The organism is Gordoniibacillus kamchatkensis (assembly GCF_000829455.1).
GTDB classification, from domain to species: domain Bacteria; phylum Bacillota; class Bacilli; order Paenibacillales; family NBRC-103111; genus Gordoniibacillus; species Gordoniibacillus kamchatkensis.
In genome coordinates this window covers 1-17,448 of record NZ_JXAK01000092.1, presented here as the reverse complement: position 1 = coordinate 17,448, position 17,448 = coordinate 1, and the positions used below count along the sequence as shown (strand labels likewise).

Sequence of the window (17,448 nt, the reverse complement as noted above, 5' to 3'; positions counted from 1 at the left end):
AAGTAACTGCGTGAACTAAGGAACCGCCGTATACCGAACGGTACGTACGGTGGTGTGGGAGGTCGGCTACTCAACTAATGGGTAGCCTCCTACCCGATTCGGCCCTTTGTTGCGCAAAAATGCACCGATCTCCGACCGGTGCTCATTGCCAAAAACTGCTTTCATCCTAATAGTTCTTTACGGCGAGTTGATCAAGACTCTTGAATTCGTATCCTTGCCTCCGCGCTTCGTCGATGATCGCCCCTATCGCCTCGCAATTATCGCGTGAAACGGTATGCAGCATGATCACCGCTCCCGGGTGCAATTGGCTGATTACTTGGTCGAATGCAAACTTCCAGCCCATGATGCGCTTAGGGTTCCAATCGTTTTTATAAGCAATGGACCAGAATACGGTGGTATAGCCCAACTCTCCGGCAACTCCCAACAAGCGATCGCTGAATATGCCGCTCGGCGGGCGCATATAAGTCATTTGCGTCTGTCCGGTGACCGCTTGGACCTGATGCTTCAATTTATCAAGCTCCGTTTTAATACGGTCGGGCGGCAAGCGGGACATGTCCGGATGCCCCCATGAATGATTGCCGACCAGATGCCCCTCCTGAACCATGCGTCTTAACAAGTCCGGGGCATCTTTGACGTAGCCGCCGGTTACGAAAAAACAAGCCGGCACTCGCTTTTCCTTCAGAACGTCAAGAACTTTGGCGGTATACCCGTTCTCAAAGCCGTTATCAAACGTAAGGAACAACTCTTTTTTCGTGGTATCTCCGAGAAAAATGGCCTCGTGCTTTTTAAAAATGTCTTGGAACCCTTCTTCCGAAATGGATGGAAGCTGGCCATTTTTGCTCTTCTTCCAACCAAAATGGAATTGTTTCGTGCCCAAATCGCCGCCGACCTGTTCAAAAAAGGAATTTTTGGCAGGTTTCATGGCAGATGCCGAGGGGCCCTCCGCCTTCGCGAATGTCATCATCAGGCCAATCGAAACAGCGATGAACACGATACCGATCTGTTTTACACTTATCATAATGTCCCCCGTCCTGTGGTTAAATCGCCATTCAGTAATATGCCATTCGGAGGGTTACATTAACCTGATTTCAAGTAAAGAGAACAAATCTAAAAAAAACTGCTTCGGCGAGTGCAAATACCGGTCCGCTTCGGACTCATGCCGGGGAGCAGATCGGTCTTGAGGAGGATGACGCGGCACCCGGAAACCTGTACGATGATGAAAGCAAACGGAAACTTGAAAAAAGAGGAAAAGGTGGCTCATTCTCCAATGAATCAAAAATCGTTCTTCGGCGTCATTTTGATCGCCATAGGGATCATCTTATTCAGCGTGAAAGGGGAGGCGCTGCATGCGGGCTCGCTGTTCGGGTATTTCTGGCCCAGCCTGTTCGTGCTCCCGCTCGGCGTCTTCTTCCATTGGCTCTACTTCAGCATGACGGGCCGGCGCGGTTCCGGACTGCTCATTCCGGGCGGCATCCTGCTCGTTTCGGGCATCGTTTGCCAGCTGGCGATGCTGTTTGACCTCTGGGGCGTGCTGTGGCCGGGCTTCCTGCTGGCCGTAGCGGCCGGATTGTTCGAGTTTTACTGGTTCGGCGGGCGCAACCGCTGGCTGCTGATTCCGATCAACATTTTGTTCGTGCTGTCGCTGCTGTTCTTCGCCTTGTTCTCGCTCGGCGCGCTGTGGAACAGCTTGTTCGGCAGCCGGCCGATACTGGCGATCGTGCTGATTGCCGCCGGTGCGCTTCTTTTCTTGAGCAGCGGGCGCAACAAGAACACCCAGCTCTAAAATAAACTCAAAAACGGCTCCCGAACCGTCGGCGGTTCGAGGGCCGTTTTGCCAAATGCAGGAGGATCAACTTATGAACACCGAACGATTTACCGTGCCCCTGGCGGTGCACGTATTTCTGCGCCGCGGCGGGGACGTACTGCTGCTGCGGCGTTACAACACCGGATACGAGGACGGCAGCTACAGCGTCATCGCCGGCCACCTTGACGGGGGCGAGGAAGTGGCCGCTGCGGCGGTACGCGAAGCGAAGGAGGAGGCGGGCATCGACATCCGGCGCGAGGATGTTCAGATCGTGGGCATTATGCATCGGCGCGCCAACGACGAGCGGGTCGATTTTTTCGTCGAGGTGCGCGAGTGGATGGGAGAACCGGTCAACATGGAGCCGCATAAGTGTGACGAACTGGCCTGGCACCCGCTGGACAAGCTGCCGGGCAACGTGATTCCGTATGTCCGCCGCGCTCTCGATAACGCAGCCGCGGGCCGCATGTTCGACAGCTACGGCTGGGAGTAGGGACGCTTCGGCTCCGGCTTTATTGCTAGCCCCCATGCTCCGCCGGGGCTTGCGGGGCTTTGCTTGCAACCGTCATGCTTTGCTGGCTCCGTCGGTCAATACGCGCATCAAAACTTTCGCCGGGGGGAGCCCGAACTCTTCGTCCCCTTTAGCCTGCAGAATCAAACTATGGACGATCATGAAATACCAGGACAGCATTTCCCGGGGATTGCCCGCCGCAAACTCGCCGGCTTCTTGCCCTTTCACGAAGACCGGCAGCAGTTTCTCGATAATGGCGTTCCCGGAAAGCTGCTGCAAAATTTGCGAAGCCTTCTCCGGAATATTGTCGGAGTAACGCGCCTGCTGAATGAACATAAAGGCGTACTGGTTGTTCTCGTCCATCATGTCTTGGGTCAATGCGCTGATCTGTTCGTAGGGCGTGCCCAGCAGTTGATGAATGGACTGGACCGCTTGGCTCGCTTCGTTCATGAGCTCCTCTACGAGCTCTGTGAACAACTCGTCCTTGGAGGAGAAATAGCGATAGATCAATCCTTCGCTGATGCCGGCTTCCGCAGCGATCAGGCTCGTTTTGGTGCCGCCGAAGCCGCGGCGGGCGAACAGCCGGAGCGCCGCCTGCTTGATCTGCTCCCGGCGCTCGTCGCGAATTTTTTCCAACTGCTGCTTGTTTAAAGGGGACAAAGTTCTCAAACTCCGTTCATTAGGGAATATCGCCTCTTATTGTAACACAGCAGCAATCGTGCTTGGACCCGACAACGGCAAATCTTGCGGTTTCACTGCCAGCGGACGCACCCGCCGGTTCAGTTCCGCCAGAAATTGTTCCGGTTGGGCGAAACACGCAAGGTGGCCGGCGTTCCGGATGAGCGCAAACTCTTTATGCGGAGCCTCGATCTTTTCGAAAAACGCTGCAGCTGGTGCAACAGGAGTAATGATGTCGGATTCTCCTTGAAAAATAAAGAATGGCAATGCAAACCTGTTCCCAAGCTTGTTGTAATCGAACGTAACCATCTCTCTGAACAAGTGCTCGAGCGAGAAATTCATCCCCTTGAAAACATCGATGATATCCCGGAAAGTATGTTCCGGAGAAGCCAGTAGAGCCGGTAGGATAAGGTCCATGATCATATTGGGAACCTGCTGCGGGACTTTCACCATGAATCGGTTTCGTTTATCAAGATCCGGCAAGGTCCAGCGGGACGGATCCGGCCCCATCTGTTCCAGCCAACGGACGCCCTTGTCCATGCGCGCCTCGCGCATAGCGTCCAGAGCGAGCCGATGCGCAAGGCGGGTCGAGTCCGGGGAGTTCTGATCCGTTCCGACGTAGGCATGGAACAAGTCCGGGCGGCGCGCCGCCATCAGGATGCCGGGCAAGCTTCCGGCAGAACTTCCAATAAGAATCACTTTGTCCTGGCCGAGCTTTTGACAGACATGCTGCGCGACCTCGATCCCGTCTTGAGCAATCCGGTCGAAAGTGATCGTACCGCAGCCGCTGTTGCCGTTCTTGCGGAAAGTTTTACCTGTGCCGCGCTGATCCCGCTGCACAATCGTAAAGTCTTTTTCCCAGGGGCGAAGCATAGCGGCAAAGATGGAATAGGTGGAGCCGGGACCTCCGTGAAGGAACAGCAGAACGGGGTTAGTGCGATCTTCACCGCGAATCGTGATCCATTGGTCGATGCCGCCAATTTGCACATATTCGCTTTCGGCAATACCGTTCGGCGCTTGCATGTGCAGAATATGGACATTTTTGCGTTGATTTCTTTTTCTCATGAGCAGATCGGGCAAAATATTCGTCTTGGTCAAGAGAAGCACCTCTTTTCAATGAGTGAATTATTCACTCAAAAATAATATTGTTTTCTCAATCGTGTCAATGGGAACTTAATTCACAATTTGGACACATTTTTTTAATCCAAATTTCATCTTCGCTTAAGCTAACGTTATTGTTGCACGGGTATGCTGGTGAGGGTTTTTAGAGCGCCGCTACTGGGCCATTCCCATGACTCTATACGAAACGGAGGATCCCACGTGCTTGAAGTGAAGCAAGTGAGCAAGCTGTACGAAAACCGGCGCGGGGTTCGCAACATCGATTTCTCGATGAGCCGCGGCGAAATCGTCGGTTTTCTCGGTCCGAACGGAGCCGGGAAAACGACGACGATGCGCATGATTACCGGCTATCTGAATCCAACCAAAGGAAGCATCGCCGTCGACGGGCTGTCGATGGCCGATCACCCGCGCAAGACGCGCAAAAAAATCGGCTATTTGCCGGAAACGCCTCCGCTCTACCCGGAGCTGACGGTAGAAGCGTATTTGAAATTTATCGCCGATTTGCGGGACGTTCCGGCGCGCGAGCAGAAGCGGCGCATTGCCGAAACGATCGGCAAGCTCGGCCTGCAGGGCCGCGAGCGGCAAATTATCCGCTCCTTGTCCAAAGGCTACAAGCAGCGCGTCGGACTCGCGCAGGCGATTTTGCATCAGCCGGATTTGCTCATTTTGGACGAGCCTACGTCAGGCCTCGATCCGAAGCAAATTATCGAGATCCGGGACCTGATCCGCGAGCTCGGCGAAAATCACACGGTTCTGCTCAGCACGCACATTTTGCCCGAGGTGAACGCCATCTGCAACCGCGTGCTTATCATCAACCAGGGGCAAGTCGTGCTGGACGAGAAGCCGGAAAACCTCGGCAGCGCCATGGGCGAGCAGTTCGAGCTGCGGCTCGAGGTGAAAGGGCCTGCGCAAGAAGTCCGTTCGCAGCTGAAGCGGCTGAGCGCCGTTGCCGAGGCGAAGCTTATGGACGAAGAGTCCGCGGCGGACGCCGAGACGGTGAAGCTGCTCGTTACGGCCAAGGACCGCACCGACATTCGCGAAGAAGTGTTCTTTGCAATGGCCAAGGCGGGCTATCCGATTCTGGAAATGAAGCGCGAGTCGCTCAGCCTCGAGGACATTTTCCTCAAGCTGACGACCGAAGAGCCTGCCGCTTCCCGCCCGGGCGAACCGGACGACGACGATCACGAGGAGGCGGGCGAAGATGCGTAGAATGATGGCGGTATACCGCAAAGAGCTGCAAATGTTTTTCTACTCGCCGACGTCGTACGTGGCGTTCGCCGTGTACGTGCTCATGTCGAGCATCTTTTTCTATCTCGCGTTCGTGCTGTCGCAGCCAAGCACCATCGACATCCGCGGGCTTGTCGGCAACACGACATTCATTTACCTGTTCATCGTGCCGCTCTTAACGATGCGCCTCGTCGCCGACGAATTCCGGCACGGCACGGACGAGCTGCTGCTCACGTCGCCGGCCAGCCTGACGGAAATCGTGCTCGGCAAATACGCCGCGGCGGCCACCGTGCAGCTCATGCTCGTCGTGACAAGCCTCATTTACCCGCTCATCGAATCCCAGTACGGGACGCTCGATAAGCCGGTGCTGTGGCTGTCGTACCTGAGCATGTTCCTGCTCGGCGCGGCGATGATGGCGATCGGTCTGTTCGCTTCGTCGCTGTCCGCCAACCAGATGGTATCCGGCATCGTCGCGTTTGTGCTGCTGCTCGTGCTGTGGCTCGTCGACTGGATCGCCGGTTCGGTCAGCGGCGGCACGCTGAAGGACGTCATTACCCAGTTCTCGCTCAATGCCCGGATGGCCAATCTGCAGAAGGGCGTGTTGAACGGCTCGGACGTGCTGTTTTACGTCACGCTGGCAGCCTTGTTCCTGCTGCTGAGCATCCAGGTGCTGGAACGGAAGCGGTGGAGGTAATGACGATGACGATAATAACGAATGTACGGAATCTACGGAACAGGAGGGCAGCCGCATGAACAAGTGGATCAAAAGGTCGAACGCTGTCGTGCTGTCGCTCGCCGCGATCGGGATTTTCATCGTCCTGACGCTGTTCCTTCATTCAGTGAAGGGATTTCAGCTCGACCTGACGAAGAACAAAAACTTCTCGCTGTCCGAGCAGACGATCAGCACGCTGAAAAACCTGAACCAAGACGTGAAAATCATAGCTTTCACCAACCCGAGCTCCGCCGACCCGTTCATTACGCGCCAGGTGAGCGACCTCGCGAACGAATATAAGCAGCGCAGCAGCCACATTACGTTCGAGGAGCACGACATTCTTAAAGAACCGTCCGTCGCCCAACAGTACCAAATTACCGACGGCAGCGGCGTCGTGCTGTTCATTAGCGGTGACAATCGCAAGGAAGTGAGCTATTATCAAATGTTCAACAGCCAGCAGGACGGATCGTATTCGTTCAGCGGCGAGGCTCAGTTTACCCAGGCGCTCATCAGCCTGACGAGCAAGACGAAGCACCCGGTCTACTTCTTGTCCGGCCATGGGGAAATCCCGCTGAGTCAGATGAACGTTTTCCAATCCGCGCTGGAAGGCAGCAACTATGAGGTGAAAGACCTGAACCTGCTGCGCGACGGCAAAATCCCGGACGATGCCGAGATTCTCTTCATCGTCGGGCCGCAGACGGATCTTTCCGACAAGGAAGCGCAGCTCGTCGGCGACTATTTGAAAAACAAAGGCAGGTTGTTCTTCTCCTTCGGCTTCAACAAGGACATGGCGACAAGCTGGAAAAATATCGACTCCCTGCTGAACACGTACGGCATTCAAGACCAGCACGCCATCGCCATCGATACGAGTCGAACGTCGCTGGGCGATCCGCTGACGATCGTGCCGGAATTCGGCAGCCACGAAATTACGGACAAGCTGCAAGCCAACGGATTGCTGACGCTGATCACGCAGGCGATCACGATGAAGAACGATCCGAATAACGCGACCTACGACGCGTCCGTGCTGCTTAAGTCGACGGACAAAGCGTACGGCGAGACGAACATTGCCGACCTGCTCAAGAGCAAGACGACGAACGATGCGAACGATATTAAAGGCCCGCTCAATCTCGCTTACGCCGTGTCGACGAAGGACGGCAGCAAGCCGAAGGCGATTGTCATCGGCGGCTTCTCGTTCCTGCACGACCAGGTCATCGGCCAGCAAGGCAACCGCGACTTCGCGCTGAACTCCGTCAACTGGCTTGACGAGCAGAAAGACCAAGTGACGATCCGTCCGCGCCAAGGCGACGCTTATCAGCAAGTCACGCTCATGCCGAGCCAGGCGAACACCATCTTCATCTTCACGATCGTGCTGCTGCCACTCTTGTTCCTGCTCATCGGCGGCTGGATCTGGTGGAGGAGGAGGAAAGGATGAAGCGCCTCATTCCCACGCTGGTGCTGCTCATCGTCGCTATCGGCGGGTTCTGGTACGCGAAGAGCCATAACTTTTTCCGCGAGAAGACGGACGACGTGAAGGCGCTCGTCACGACGGTCAAGGCGGACGACGTGCAGGACGTCTCGCTCCAGACGGCGGACGGCAAGCAGACCGAGCTGCAGCGGGGGGACGGCGCTTCATGGACGATGACGAAGCCCGCCGCTCTGCCGGTCGATTCTAACTCGGTCGAGGGCTGGATCGACAGCTATAACGCGCTCACGTACGAGGCGAAGGTGGAGGAGGGCGCCGACCTGGCCAAGTACGGGCTCGATAAGCCGAAGCAGCTCTACAAGCTGACGATGAAAAACGGCCCCGTCCACACGGTTCGCGTCGGGATGCCGCTTGCCATATCGGGCTATAGCTACGTCAGCGTCGATGACGGCAAAACCGTGTATCAGGTCAGCGACCAGACGCTGTCGGGTATCGGCAAGGCGCCGGTAGATTTTCAGGTGAAAGGCCCTGTTAAATTCGACTACGATAAAGTGACTTCGCTGTCGCTGACGTGGAAGGGCCAATCCTGGTCGCTGACGAAGAGCGACAAAGACAAGGCCGCGGCCGATGCTTCTTGGAAGCTGGGCGGCAAAGATATGAAGGGAGCCGACGCATCGCCCGTGCTCAGCGACTTCCTGGCGCTCACGACGCAGCAGGAAGCGAAGCCGGCCAGCTCGTTCAATATGACCGCGCCCGACTTCTCGGCCGATCTGACCGAGACGGACGGCGGCAGCAGCAAGACGACGAAATATGTCGGCCGCATCGACGGCGACAACGTCTGGCTGCTGAAGCAGGGCGACGCCTGGGCGTACGCCGTGCCGCTCAAATCCGTGCAGGATTTGGCGGACAAGGGGAAGCAGTAAGAGTTACGCAAACATGGTAGTTGAGGTTAGGGTTGCCCTCGGAGCAGAGAAGTTTGCTGCTTCGGAGGCAGCCTTTTTGCATTTTGCGGCTGCAGTTGCCGCTGCAGTTGCACGAACAGCACTTGCAGCGGCGTTTTTGCGAGCAGGAGGCCACGGACGGCACTCCAGTTGCTGTTGAGGCAACTACAGAGGGCGTTTAGGAGGCAGTTGCCGCTGCAGTTGCTCGAACAGCACTTCGCCAGCGGCCGTTTTTGAACGCGGACGACCATAGACGGCCAAGCTCCAAGTTGCTGTTGAGGCAACTACAGCGGGCGTTAGGAGGAAGTAGCCGCTGCAGTTGCTCGAACAGCATTTGCAGTCGGCGTTTTTGCACACAGGCGGCCACGGACGGCTTTCCAATTGCCGTTGCGGCAACTACCGGGGCCGGTTTGGCGGAAGCAGCCTCTGCAGTTGCTCGAGCAGCACTTGCAGTTTGTCGTTTTCGCGGGCAGCGGCTACCCTCGGCGCCCCTTTCACAGTCTGCCACCGCACCGCTCATCTGCGGGATAGCCCCATCTATTTGATCAATTGCCAGAAGGCCACTACCCGTTCCACCAACCCCCTGTGTCCCTCCCTATGCCCCCATAGTAAAATGAATCAGTCGGCATAGCGCCGGCTTTCTTTTTGAACGGTAAGGAAAGCGTCTGCGAATTTTGCTGCGCAAAACTTGCAGATCGCTCATTTTTGAAAGTTTTCTTACTACACGGGAAAGAGGGCAATAGCACAATGCCTGCGATCAACCGCACACAATCTCGATTGAAGCCTGAAGGACAGCTAAAACGCGGACTGAAGGCCAGACATATGACCATGATTTCGCTCGGCGGTTCGATCGGAACGGGACTGTTCCTGGCCAGCGGCGGGGCGATTCATTCGGCGGGTGCCGGCGGGGCGCTTCTCGCCTATTTGGCGATTAGCGTTATCGTCTACTTCCTGATGACCAGTCTTGGCGAAATGGCGGCTTTCATGCCGGTGTCGGGATCGTTCAGCACGTATGCGAACCGTTTTGTCGACCCGGCGCTGGGCTTCGCTCTCGGCTGGAACTATTGGTTCAACTGGGCGATTACGATTGCCGCCGAGCTGTCGGCCGCGAGCCTCATTATGAAGTACTGGTTTCCGGGCTCGCCGGCGCTGCTGTGGTGTGCGCTTTATTTGGCGCTCATGTTTTTGATCAACTATTTTTCCGTGCGCAGCTACGGGGAGTCCGAGTATTGGTTTTCGTTCCTGAAGGTGGCGACCGTGATCGTCTTTATCGTCGTCGGCTTGCTGATGATCGCCGGCATCATGGGCGACGGCGCGAAGCCTGCCGGACTGAGCCATTACGCCGCAGGCAACAGCCCGTTCCACGGCGGCTTTATGGCGCTGCTCGGCGTGTTCATGGCCGCGGGCTTCTCGTTCCAGGGCACCGAATTGATCGGGATCACGGCCGGTGAGAGCGAGAACCCCGGCCGGACTGTGCCGAAAGCGATCCGCCAAGTGTTTTGGCGCATTTTGCTGTTCTATATTTTGGCGATTTTCGTTATCGGCGCGCTAATCTCGTACAACGATCCCGTTCTTCTTAGCGGTGACGTCGACAAAATCGCCATGAGCCCGTTCACGATCGTATTCCGTAACGCCGGCCTGGCCGTTGCGGCATCCGTCATGAACGCGATCATTTTGACCTCCGTGCTGTCGGCGGGGAGCTCGGGCATGTACGCTTCCACGCGCATGCTGTGGACGCTCGCCAAAGAGGGCAGCGCCCCGCGCTGGCTCGGCGGACTGGACCGCCGCGGCGTGCCGGTTGCGTCGCTCGTCGTGACTGCGGCCATCGGCATGCTGGCTTTCCTTGCCTCTTTGTTCGGCGACGGCGTCGTATACACGTGGCTGCTCAACGCTTCCGGCATGTGCGGCTTCCTGGCCTGGGTCGGCATCGCCGTCAGCCATTACCGCTTCCGCAAAGCGTACGTGCTGCAGGGGCACGATCCGGAGCGGCTCCCTTACCGCGCGCGTTGGTTCCCGTTTGGCCCCATTGCCGCGTTCGTCGTCTGCGTGCTGGTTATGATCGGACAAGGCTATGCGGCACTCAGCGGCGGCACGATCGATTGGACCGGGCTGATCGCGGCCTACATCGGGCTGCCGATTTTTGCGGTGGTGTTCCTGGTTTACAAAATCAAGCACCGCACCCGCATCGTGCCGCTGGACCAATGCGACTTCGACGTGCAGCAAATCCCATCGGCTAAATGAAGCAAACGCCCCGGCTCCGGCCCGGGCGTTTGCTTCATTTTTCGGAGAGGCTTATTGCTTGATTAGCTGTGCTTATTGAACTCTTCCTGGCTAGTTTTCAACTGGTGCTTAAGAATCTTATGCCACAATCCGGAAGGAATTTCTTTGCCTAACGCATGACTCACCTTAGTTTCAAGAATGGTTCCGTCATCCAAGATCTTTTGGAAATAATAGTAATTCCTTCCAAAAGAACTGCCGCAGCAGTTCTTTCAGCGTATTTGTTTCCTCGCTACCTATTCCCGGCAAACCATCAACAGGTTCCCGTCGGGGTCCCGGATCACGAACCAGTGGTCGTGCCGGATGTCGGTAACCAGCTCGACGTTGTTCGCTTCGGCCAACTCGTAGGCGGCCTGAAGGTCGCTTGTCAGCAGCATGAAGGCCGGAGTGCGGATGCTCGGCGCGCGCCGGGTTCCTTGCCGCCCCACATCGGCATCGTGTCCAGAATGACGCCGGTTCCGTCCATCGGCAGCGGGCACAAGTGGCCGTCCATGATCGGGCAATCCGCCGGCAGCCCGAGCAGACGGCAATACCACTCCCGCGCCCGCTCGATATCCCGGACAGGAATAAAAATGCTGCCGACCTTGTTCATGATCGGGCTGCTGCCGGCCCGCTTCGCCTGCTTTTGTTCCGCATCGTTCATCTCGATTCCTCCAAATAACGTTTTGGCCGCGTTCGGAATAACAACGGGCTTGTACCCTTCAATTCCCCGCTGCGGCTTGCGGCGGGGCGCCTCGCGGCGCTTTTTGGCATGTTGGGCCATCCAGGCATCTCCTTATCGATCAGTGGGAATGCATTCGTCTCAGCGACGGCGTTAACCTGGTTCCCTCACCGAGATTGGTAGGCAGCAGGTGACTCGTGTCGACCGCTCCACGTCGGGTCCGGCGCCGACTTCGTATTTGGCGAGCCAGGACCGCGCCTCGTCCATCCGGTATTCGCCGCTGCGGCCCAGCCATTCGTGCAGCCTGTCGAGCACGCCGGTCATGGCGCCGTAAGCTTCTGTCGTGACGCAGGCGTAAAGTCCGCCCTCCATCCATTTGATCTGCCCGCCATGCGGTGCAGAAAGCTCCTCATCGGGCAGCAGCGATACCCCGAGCTCATACCAGCGGTCACTTCCGTTGCCAAAACCGTAGCTATAGCACATAAACAAAGAGCGATCGCCGCCCCCCGTTATGCCGTTATCCGTGAGCCAGCCGGTCAATCGCTCGTCCGCGGCGGACTGGGCGGTATCGCCCGCCGCCCGGAAGGCGAGCATTCGTACGGGGGCGAGCTGCGCAATTTCGATCGGTTCCTGTTCGTGCTTGCGGACGACCGGCAGGAACAGCTTGAGCCGGGTCGTTTTGCCGCGGTGATGGCAGTACTGCTCCATGAACATGTGTCCGCCGAGCTTGAAGCTGCTTCTCGGGAGCCATTCCGCAAGAAGCCGGTTCCATTCGGCGACGATCGCTTCAGCCGGTCCCGCAGGCGCTGTGCAGACCGCGTATAGCCCTTCCGGCAGCGCCGTCGTGAACAGCTTAGGGTGGATGGCCGCGTCATGCGGCTCGATCGGCGCCATCACGACATACTCGAGCAGGTTCGGCCGCGAGCCGGGCTCCGGCGGGACGTCGCTGCCGAATATGCGCGTCTTCTCCATATCGAAACCGGCCGCCGCCAGCAGCTCGTAAAAAAGCCGAAACGCCTCATCCTCCAGCCCTTCTCGCGCAAAAGCGGCGTGGCGATAAGCAACCGCCCGCTCCGGCAAAGTCCGGATCACCTTCACGTCGGGATATTGCCGGGACAGTGCCCGGTCTTCCGCATAGCTGACTTTTTCCGGCAAATTGACCCGCTCGAAGCTGTAGTAAGTGCCTGCTTTGCGGTATGCACCCGGCGTCAAGCCGGTGAACCGCTTGAACGCAGCGGCAAACGTCCGGTACGAGTCGAAGCCGCAATCGAAAGCGATGTCCAGCACCGGGGCGTCGGAATGCCGCAGGGAAACGGCTGCGCGATGGATGCGTCGTTTGCGGACATACTCCACCAGGGGATGCCCGGTCAGCGCGTAAAACATCCGGTACAAATTCGGCAGCGACATATAAGCGGCTTCGGCGATCCGCTGCGGTTCGATCCGTTCGCCGAGATGCTCCTCCATATAATCGATGGCGCGCTGGACTGCGATAACGGTCTCCATGTCCACCCTCTTCCTTGGTGAAAGAATCGATTCGGCTATCCTGATCTTACCAAATTGGGGCGAATGACAGGTGCCATTTTTTATCAGAATCGGCACGTGTCCTCTCACCGGTGGAAAATGTTGTACATACCGGGCGGCAAACCTGGACACTCTAATGCAGTAAATGGAAAGGAGGGTGTTCGTTCATGCACACTACGACGAATCAGAGCGGCCTGACCGCAAAAGAATTGGAGTATTTGTCCGATTCGATGAAGAACGAGGAGCTTTTGACAAAGCTGTGCATTCAAGGCGCGGGTGAAGTGCAGGATGCCCAGCTGCGGCAAACGCTGACGCAGATGGCGCAAGAACGGCTTCAGGTGTTTGGCCATTTGCTGAACACGCTGCAGCAGCAGACGACACTGACTCATTAACCGACGAAAGCGGAGGCATCGCCATGTATCCATTGCAAAATGCATTCAACCAGCAGCAGGCTTACGGCCAGCAAACCCAGCAGCGGCAAGGCATGGAGCAGAGCCAGGAGGCTCAGCTGCAAGCCGGCCAAAGCCAGTACGCACAAAGCCAATACGGCCAAAGCCAGTACGGGCATACCCAGCCGGGTCAAAGCCAGTACGGGCATACCCAGACCGGACAAAGTCAATACAGTCAGCCCCAGCACGGCCACACTCTGTACAGCGCCAGCCAGTACGGCCAAACTCAGCACGAACAAGGCCAATACGGGCAAGCGCAATATGGCCAAAGACAGGTGGAGCCAGGAGCATATGGACAAGCCCAGTACGGCCAAACTCAGCACGGACAGCATCAATACGGGCAAGCTCCATATGTCCAAGCCCAATTCGGGCAAGGGCAACACTATCAGCCCCAGCACAGCCAGGGCTGGTCCGGCCAGCAATCGTACGCGCAAGGACAAAGCCAGAGCCGGGGCTCGCTGTCCGAGACCGATTACGCCAATTTCGTTCTGAACGAAATGAAGCGGATTGCGCGCGAATACGCGACAGGGGCGCTGGAGGCGACGAATCCGAACATTCGCCATACGTTCCAAATGCTGTGCCAGCACACGCTGGACAGCCAGGCGCAGCTGTTCCAAGTGATCCGGCAGCTACAAGGCTACGGCCAAATTCCGCAGGCAGCGCAGCAGGACGTGCAGCGCGAGCTCCAGCAGCAAAGCCAGACGGTTTCCAAGCTGCATTCGCTTCTGGAACAGGCCTTTAGCGGGACGGGCGTATTTCAGACCGGCGCCGGCGAGTACGGAGCAGCCGGCATGAATGCCGGCTATGGGACGACAGCGGGTTACGGCGCTCAGGGCGGACAAGCAACGGGCATCGCGGGCGGCCGCGCAGCGGGGACATCTGTTTTCGGCACCGCGCAGCAGCAAGGGCAAGGCGGGTACGGCTATCCACAAGGACAATCCGGACTAGCCTCCGGTTCGGCGCAATCGGGCTACGGCGGCCAGAGCCAGACAGGCTACGGAAGCGAGCCAAGCCCATCCGGGCCCGGCGCGGGCCAGTCCGGCGGCTATACGATGAGCGGAGCCGGCTCGTCCGCGCAAGAATACGGCACGGCCTCCGCCGATGGCGGCACGGCGGCAAGCTGGTCATTATCCGGCAGCAAGTCGGCGAAAGAGTCGGCAAGCGTATTCGCCTCGGGGGGAAGCGCCGGCGCAACCAATGCCGGCGGCGCCGGAACGGCCGCGTCGTACCGCAGCGGGGCTCAGCAAGGCCAGCAGGGCGCAAGCAGCAATCCGGGCGGAAAATATCTCATGTAGCTTGGCGAGTTGCCGAAGGCGTTCCGTCTCTCCGGGACAGGGCGCCTTTTTGTCGTGTGCCGGAGATAGAAGGGGCGCTTAAGCTCGGCTGATCCTTCTGCGGGAAACGCGCTCGCCCGAAGGGGCGCAAGCCGTCCTTCCGAGAGGGGCGGTACGGCCGCCGTCATGCTGTGCCGCGCCGCGCCGGGAGCGGTGCGGCTTGTCGAATATTTTGCCTGCAGGCTTGTCATGTTTCGGGTCATGTCCACATATACAAGGTAGCAAGGATGAAAGGATGTCCAAACTATCGCAAAGGTGGAACCTGAAGTGAACAAAAAAGTGATGCTCAGCGCAGCCGCGCTCCTCGTCACGGCGGCTGTCGGCACCGCATGCGGTAAGAGCGAAAGCGCCGGTGCGCCAGCCCAGCGAGGTGAGGCGGGGAAGCAGGTTAAACTGTTGAAAAATAAACCCGATCTTGCGGTTGCGGATCTCGGCCAGCTCGTTGTCGGTCAGCTTCTCCGTCGCCACGCCGTCCAGCCTATACGATCCGTCCGACGGCGTATCGAGCAGGCCGATCGTGTTCATCATCGTCGACTTGCCGGAGCCGCTCGGGCCGACGATCGCCACGAAATCGCCTTTGGCAATAGTGAGGGAAATGTCGTTCAAAATATGGAGCTTTTCGGCGCCTCGCGTGTACCATTTGCAAATGCGGCTTAGCTCGATAAGGTTCATGGAATTCGCTCCTTCCCGCATGCGGATGTCAGTTGCCACGGCCGCCGAAGCCGCCTCCACCTCCGCCGGGGAAGCCGCCTCCGCCGCTGCCGCCCGGGATGACGACTCTATTGCCGCCGACTCCGCCCGGGAATTGGTTGCGGTTCGCGTTCGAGTTTGTCGTTCTCCTTGTCGGTATGACGACTTGGTCGCCTTCGTTCAAGCCGCTGACAATTTCGGCCATGGTGGCGCTGCGAACCCCGATTTTTACCTCATGCTGCTCTTCGGTCGTTCCGTCCGCTTTCTGGAGAGAGACGTAATACTTGCCGTTTCGCGACTGCAGCGCCTGAATCGGCAGCGTGAGAATGTTTTTCTTGTCCTGGATTTGAATTTGCGCGGTCGCCGTCATGCCGTATTTCAAATCGTTCTGCTCCGTATTTTTCACGGAAACGATCACATCGTACGTCGTGACCCCGTTGCTTGTCGTGCCGACGTTGGAAACTTGGGTCACCTCGCCCTCGAACGTCTTGCCCGCGATCGCATCGACCTTCACCGTAGCCTTCTGGCCGACTTTGACGCTGGTCAGATCGAGCTCGTCGACCGCAATCGGAAGCTGCATCGTATCCAGGCTTGCCACCGCCCCCAGATTGGTCGACTGCTGAATGGACGCTCCTACCGGATAGCTGGCGAGCACGTTCGTCTTCGTGCTGGCGAAGTCGCTGGAAAATACGCCGTCGAACGGCGCGACGATCGTCAGCTGGTTCAGCTTCGCCTGCGCGTCCTCCACTTTGATTTTCTGGCTGTCGATAGCCGCTTGCTTGCTGGCGATATCGTTTGGCAGCGTATCGTTGGACACGTCGATGAGAACGTCGCCCTTGCCGACCGTTTGCCCGGTTTTAAAATGTAGCGCTTGCACCGTCCCGCTCACATTCGCCAGGACGGTCGCCGTATTGACGTAGTCGAGCGCGGCCTGGCCGCTTGAGTTCACTTCTTTGCCGCCGATCGTGAAGGTTCCTTTCACCTTCATGCCGGCGTCCATCGTCCCGTCGTTCTTCACGCTGATGTCCACCCCGACCAGCTTGTTGCCGGCCGCGTCCGCCGTCACGTCCCGGCCGACGCTATCCACCGTGCCGGTTTTGGTCAGCATATAGCCGTCGAGCCCCAGCTGCACGGAATCCCCTTGCTTCAGCTGCAGCGCTTCCTGTACGGGAAAGTAGAGCTTGACGGTAAGCAGCGACGGGTCGGAGATCGTCGCGACCTTGGTCGTCTTCGATACTTGGCTGCCGACGTCCACTCCGGCCGATAAAGTTAGCTTGCCGCTTATGGGGGCGGCGATGCGAAGGCTGTGAAGCTGATTTTCCAAATCGCTGAGGTCCGATTCGTATTGCTGCAGAGTAACTTGCGCTTCCTTCAAATTGGTTTCGTACGACGGTACGGACAGCTCGACGAGCACGTCTCCCTTTTTGACCGCTTTGTTCCTGGTGAGATTCATCGTTTTGATGACGCCGTCCACCGGGGCGATGATGTTCTGTATATCCTTCGCCTGGAACTGGGCGGTTCCCGATATCGTTGAGCTGATTTCCCCTTTGGTCACCTTGATGACTGCTTGGCTCGCCGCTGCCGCCGACTTGGACGATTTTTTCTGATGAAGGACCGCGTAGGTTCCTCCTCCGGCGATTAGCAGAGCCGCGATCAAGATGATCCATTTTTTGCCAACCCGCATTGCCATTCCTCCCGACGCATGAATACTGCCGCTCGTGTAGCTCTATCCTTTTCATTTGGCCGTGGCCCCGGATCACTTGTTGTATGTATGATGGAGTCCGCTTCCGGGCCGTTCTCTCCTCTGCCTTCCGCTTGCTGTCCAGCCTCCCTGCATACAGGAAGTATACTGGCCGTCGCTGAGTACCACATTAACGCAAGCTGAGAGTTTGCTGAAAGAAGCAGGGGCAGGTGCCGGGCGAGGGCGGCGGCGAGGCGCGCGGCTGGTATGCGGGGCAGTTCGGCGGTGATAAAGAGTGCGCGGCTTACGGTGCCGGGTTGCTTTTGGCAGCGGTAAGACGCATGGTGGCCGGGGTGGGGCAGTGTTCGGCGTCGGGACGGGCGCGCGGCAGCCGGGGCGGGGCTGTGGCGGGACGGGCTGCGC

Annotated in this window: 17 protein-coding genes; 9 read left to right on the top strand and 8 right to left on the bottom strand. The window is 57.9% G+C overall.

From position 1 onward, the window contains the following. Nucleotides 1–166: 166 nt before the first annotated feature. On the bottom strand, nt 167–922 hold the full coding sequence (gene pdaA / locus SD70_RS30410) for a delta-lactam-biosynthetic de-N-acetylase (protein ID WP_052488071.1): 756 nt from the start codon (nt 920–922) through the stop codon (nt 167–169). A gap of 345 nt (nt 923–1,267) precedes the next feature. On the opposite strand from pdaA, the gene SD70_RS30405 reads away from it, so the two are divergent. Together SD70_RS30405 and SD70_RS30400 are read left to right on the top strand one after the other, a co-directional pair. After that, a complete protein-coding gene (locus tag SD70_RS30405) occupies nt 1,268–1,783 on the top strand; it encodes a hypothetical protein (RefSeq protein WP_041052326.1) in 516 nt (171 codons plus the stop codon). Nucleotides 1,784–1,856: 73 nt separating this feature from the next. Next, nucleotides 1,857–2,294: an NUDIX hydrolase gene (locus SD70_RS30400; protein WP_041052321.1), complete on the top strand. Its 438-nt coding sequence runs from the start codon at nt 1,857–1,859 to the stop codon at nt 2,292–2,294. A gap of 72 nt (nt 2,295–2,366) precedes the next feature. On the opposite strand, the gene SD70_RS30395 is transcribed toward SD70_RS30400, so the two are convergent. Together SD70_RS30395 and SD70_RS30390 are read right to left on the bottom strand one after the other, a co-directional pair. Beyond that, the gene (locus tag SD70_RS30395; protein WP_041052320.1) at nt 2,367–2,972 is read right to left on the bottom strand and encodes a TetR/AcrR family transcriptional regulator; all 606 of its coding nucleotides are present in this window, start codon (nt 2,970–2,972) and stop codon (nt 2,367–2,369) included. Nucleotides 2,973–3,008: 36 nt separating this feature from the next. Then, complete coding sequence (locus SD70_RS30390; RefSeq protein ID WP_231571682.1) at nt 3,009–4,070, bottom strand: alpha/beta fold hydrolase; 1,062 nt, start codon at nt 4,068–4,070, stop codon at nt 3,009–3,011. 240 nt (nt 4,071–4,310) lie between these two features. On the opposite strand from SD70_RS30390, the gene SD70_RS30385 reads away from it, so the two are divergent. From SD70_RS30385 to SD70_RS30360, 5 genes are all read left to right on the top strand, one after another. Continuing rightward, nucleotides 4,311–5,318: an ABC transporter ATP-binding protein gene (locus SD70_RS30385; RefSeq protein WP_041052319.1), complete on the top strand. Its 1,008-nt coding sequence runs from the start codon at nt 4,311–4,313 to the stop codon at nt 5,316–5,318. After that, nucleotides 5,311–6,030 (top strand): ABC transporter permease subunit, encoded by a 720-nt coding sequence (locus SD70_RS30380; RefSeq protein ID WP_041052318.1) that lies wholly within the window; start codon nt 5,311–5,313, stop codon nt 6,028–6,030. The genes SD70_RS30385 and SD70_RS30380 overlap by 8 nt, the downstream gene beginning before the upstream one ends. A gap of 55 nt (nt 6,031–6,085) precedes the next feature. Next, nucleotides 6,086–7,480 (top strand): GldG family protein, encoded by a 1,395-nt coding sequence (locus SD70_RS30375; protein WP_041052317.1) that lies wholly within the window; start codon nt 6,086–6,088, stop codon nt 7,478–7,480. After that, a complete protein-coding gene (locus tag SD70_RS30370; RefSeq protein WP_041052316.1) occupies nt 7,477–8,394 on the top strand; it encodes a DUF4340 domain-containing protein in 918 nt (305 codons plus the stop codon). Before SD70_RS30375 ends, SD70_RS30370 begins: the two co-directional genes overlap by 4 nt. A 765-nt stretch (nt 8,395–9,159) precedes the next feature. Then, nucleotides 9,160–10,653: an amino acid permease gene (locus SD70_RS30360; RefSeq protein ID WP_052488069.1), complete on the top strand. Its 1,494-nt coding sequence runs from the start codon at nt 9,160–9,162 to the stop codon at nt 10,651–10,653. Between the two features lie 272 nt (nt 10,654–10,925). Here the strand turns inward: SD70_RS30360 and SD70_RS38865 are convergent, their stop codons facing one another. Genes SD70_RS38865 through SD70_RS30350 form a run of 3 tightly spaced genes read right to left on the bottom strand, consistent with a single transcriptional unit; the run spans nt 10,926 to nt 12,853 of the window. Further along, the gene (locus SD70_RS38865) at nt 10,926–11,066 is read right to left on the bottom strand and encodes a VOC family protein (protein ID WP_231571680.1); all 141 of its coding nucleotides are present in this window, start codon (nt 11,064–11,066) and stop codon (nt 10,926–10,928) included. Beyond that, nucleotides 11,057–11,452 (bottom strand): VOC family protein, encoded by a 396-nt coding sequence (locus SD70_RS38860; RefSeq protein ID WP_231571678.1) that lies wholly within the window; start codon nt 11,450–11,452, stop codon nt 11,057–11,059. Before SD70_RS38860 ends, SD70_RS38865 begins: the two co-directional genes overlap by 10 nt. Nucleotides 11,453–11,503: 51 nt before the next feature. Then, nucleotides 11,504–12,853, bottom strand: coding sequence for an AraC family transcriptional regulator (locus tag SD70_RS30350; protein ID WP_041052314.1), 1,350 nt, complete (start codon nt 12,851–12,853; stop codon nt 11,504–11,506). A 185-nt stretch (nt 12,854–13,038) separates the two neighbouring features. Here SD70_RS30350 and SD70_RS30345 point away from each other — a divergent pair, with 185 nt between their 5' ends. Both SD70_RS30345 and SD70_RS34290 read left to right on the top strand, forming a co-directional pair. Beyond that, complete coding sequence (locus tag SD70_RS30345) at nt 13,039–13,263, top strand: hypothetical protein (RefSeq protein WP_041052313.1); 225 nt, start codon at nt 13,039–13,041, stop codon at nt 13,261–13,263. Between the two features lie 23 nt (nt 13,264–13,286). Further along, nucleotides 13,287–14,615 carry a spore coat protein gene (locus SD70_RS34290; RefSeq protein WP_052488068.1) on the top strand — a complete coding sequence of 443 codons (1,329 nt, stop codon included), beginning with the start codon at nt 13,287–13,289 and terminating at the stop codon, nt 14,613–14,615. Between the two features lie 78 nt (nt 14,616–14,693). Here SD70_RS34290 and SD70_RS35495 read toward each other — a convergent pair whose 3' ends face one another. Beyond that, a complete protein-coding gene (locus tag SD70_RS35495) occupies nt 14,694–15,326 on the bottom strand; it encodes an ABC transporter ATP-binding protein (protein ID WP_082053773.1) in 633 nt (210 codons plus the stop codon). A gap of 28 nt (nt 15,327–15,354) precedes the next feature. Further along, entirely contained in the window at nt 15,355–17,028 is a 1,674-nt protein-coding gene (locus tag SD70_RS30330) for an efflux RND transporter periplasmic adaptor subunit (protein ID WP_231571675.1), read from the bottom strand. Between the last annotated feature and the right edge of the window lie 420 nt (nt 17,029–17,448).

What these genes read in the sequence shown, in the direction of transcription:
- pdaA (WP_052488071.1), bottom strand. Translation starts at nt 922, where the DNA reads ATGAAACCTGCCAAAAATTCCTTTTTTGAACAGGTCGGCGGCGATTTG.
- SD70_RS30405 (WP_041052326.1), top strand. Translation starts at nt 1,268, where the DNA reads ATGAATCAAAAATCGTTCTTCGGCGTCATTTTGATCGCCATAGGGATC.
- SD70_RS30400 (WP_041052321.1), top strand. Translation starts at nt 1,857, where the DNA reads ATGAACACCGAACGATTTACCGTGCCCCTGGCGGTGCACGTATTTCTG.
- SD70_RS30380 (WP_041052318.1), top strand. Translation starts at nt 5,311, where the DNA reads ATGCGTAGAATGATGGCGGTATACCGCAAAGAGCTGCAAATGTTTTTC.
- SD70_RS30375 (WP_041052317.1), top strand. Translation starts at nt 6,086, where the DNA reads ATGAACAAGTGGATCAAAAGGTCGAACGCTGTCGTGCTGTCGCTCGCC.
- SD70_RS30370 (WP_041052316.1), top strand. Translation starts at nt 7,477, where the DNA reads ATGAAGCGCCTCATTCCCACGCTGGTGCTGCTCATCGTCGCTATCGGC.
- SD70_RS30360 (WP_052488069.1), top strand. Translation starts at nt 9,160, where the DNA reads ATGCCTGCGATCAACCGCACACAATCTCGATTGAAGCCTGAAGGACAG.
- SD70_RS38865 (WP_231571680.1), bottom strand. Translation starts at nt 11,066, where the DNA reads ATGCTGCTGACAAGCGACCTTCAGGCCGCCTACGAGTTGGCCGAAGCG.
- SD70_RS38860 (WP_231571678.1), bottom strand. Translation starts at nt 11,452, where the DNA reads ATGGCCCAACATGCCAAAAAGCGCCGCGAGGCGCCCCGCCGCAAGCCG.
- SD70_RS30350 (WP_041052314.1), bottom strand. Translation starts at nt 12,853, where the DNA reads ATGGAGACCGTTATCGCAGTCCAGCGCGCCATCGATTATATGGAGGAG.
- SD70_RS30345 (WP_041052313.1), top strand. Translation starts at nt 13,039, where the DNA reads ATGCACACTACGACGAATCAGAGCGGCCTGACCGCAAAAGAATTGGAG.
- SD70_RS34290 (WP_052488068.1), top strand. Translation starts at nt 13,287, where the DNA reads ATGTATCCATTGCAAAATGCATTCAACCAGCAGCAGGCTTACGGCCAG.
- SD70_RS35495 (WP_082053773.1), bottom strand. Translation starts at nt 15,326, where the DNA reads ATGAACCTTATCGAGCTAAGCCGCATTTGCAAATGGTACACGCGAGGC.
- SD70_RS30330 (WP_231571675.1), bottom strand. Translation starts at nt 17,028, where the DNA reads ATGCGGGTTGGCAAAAAATGGATCATCTTGATCGCGGCTCTGCTAATC.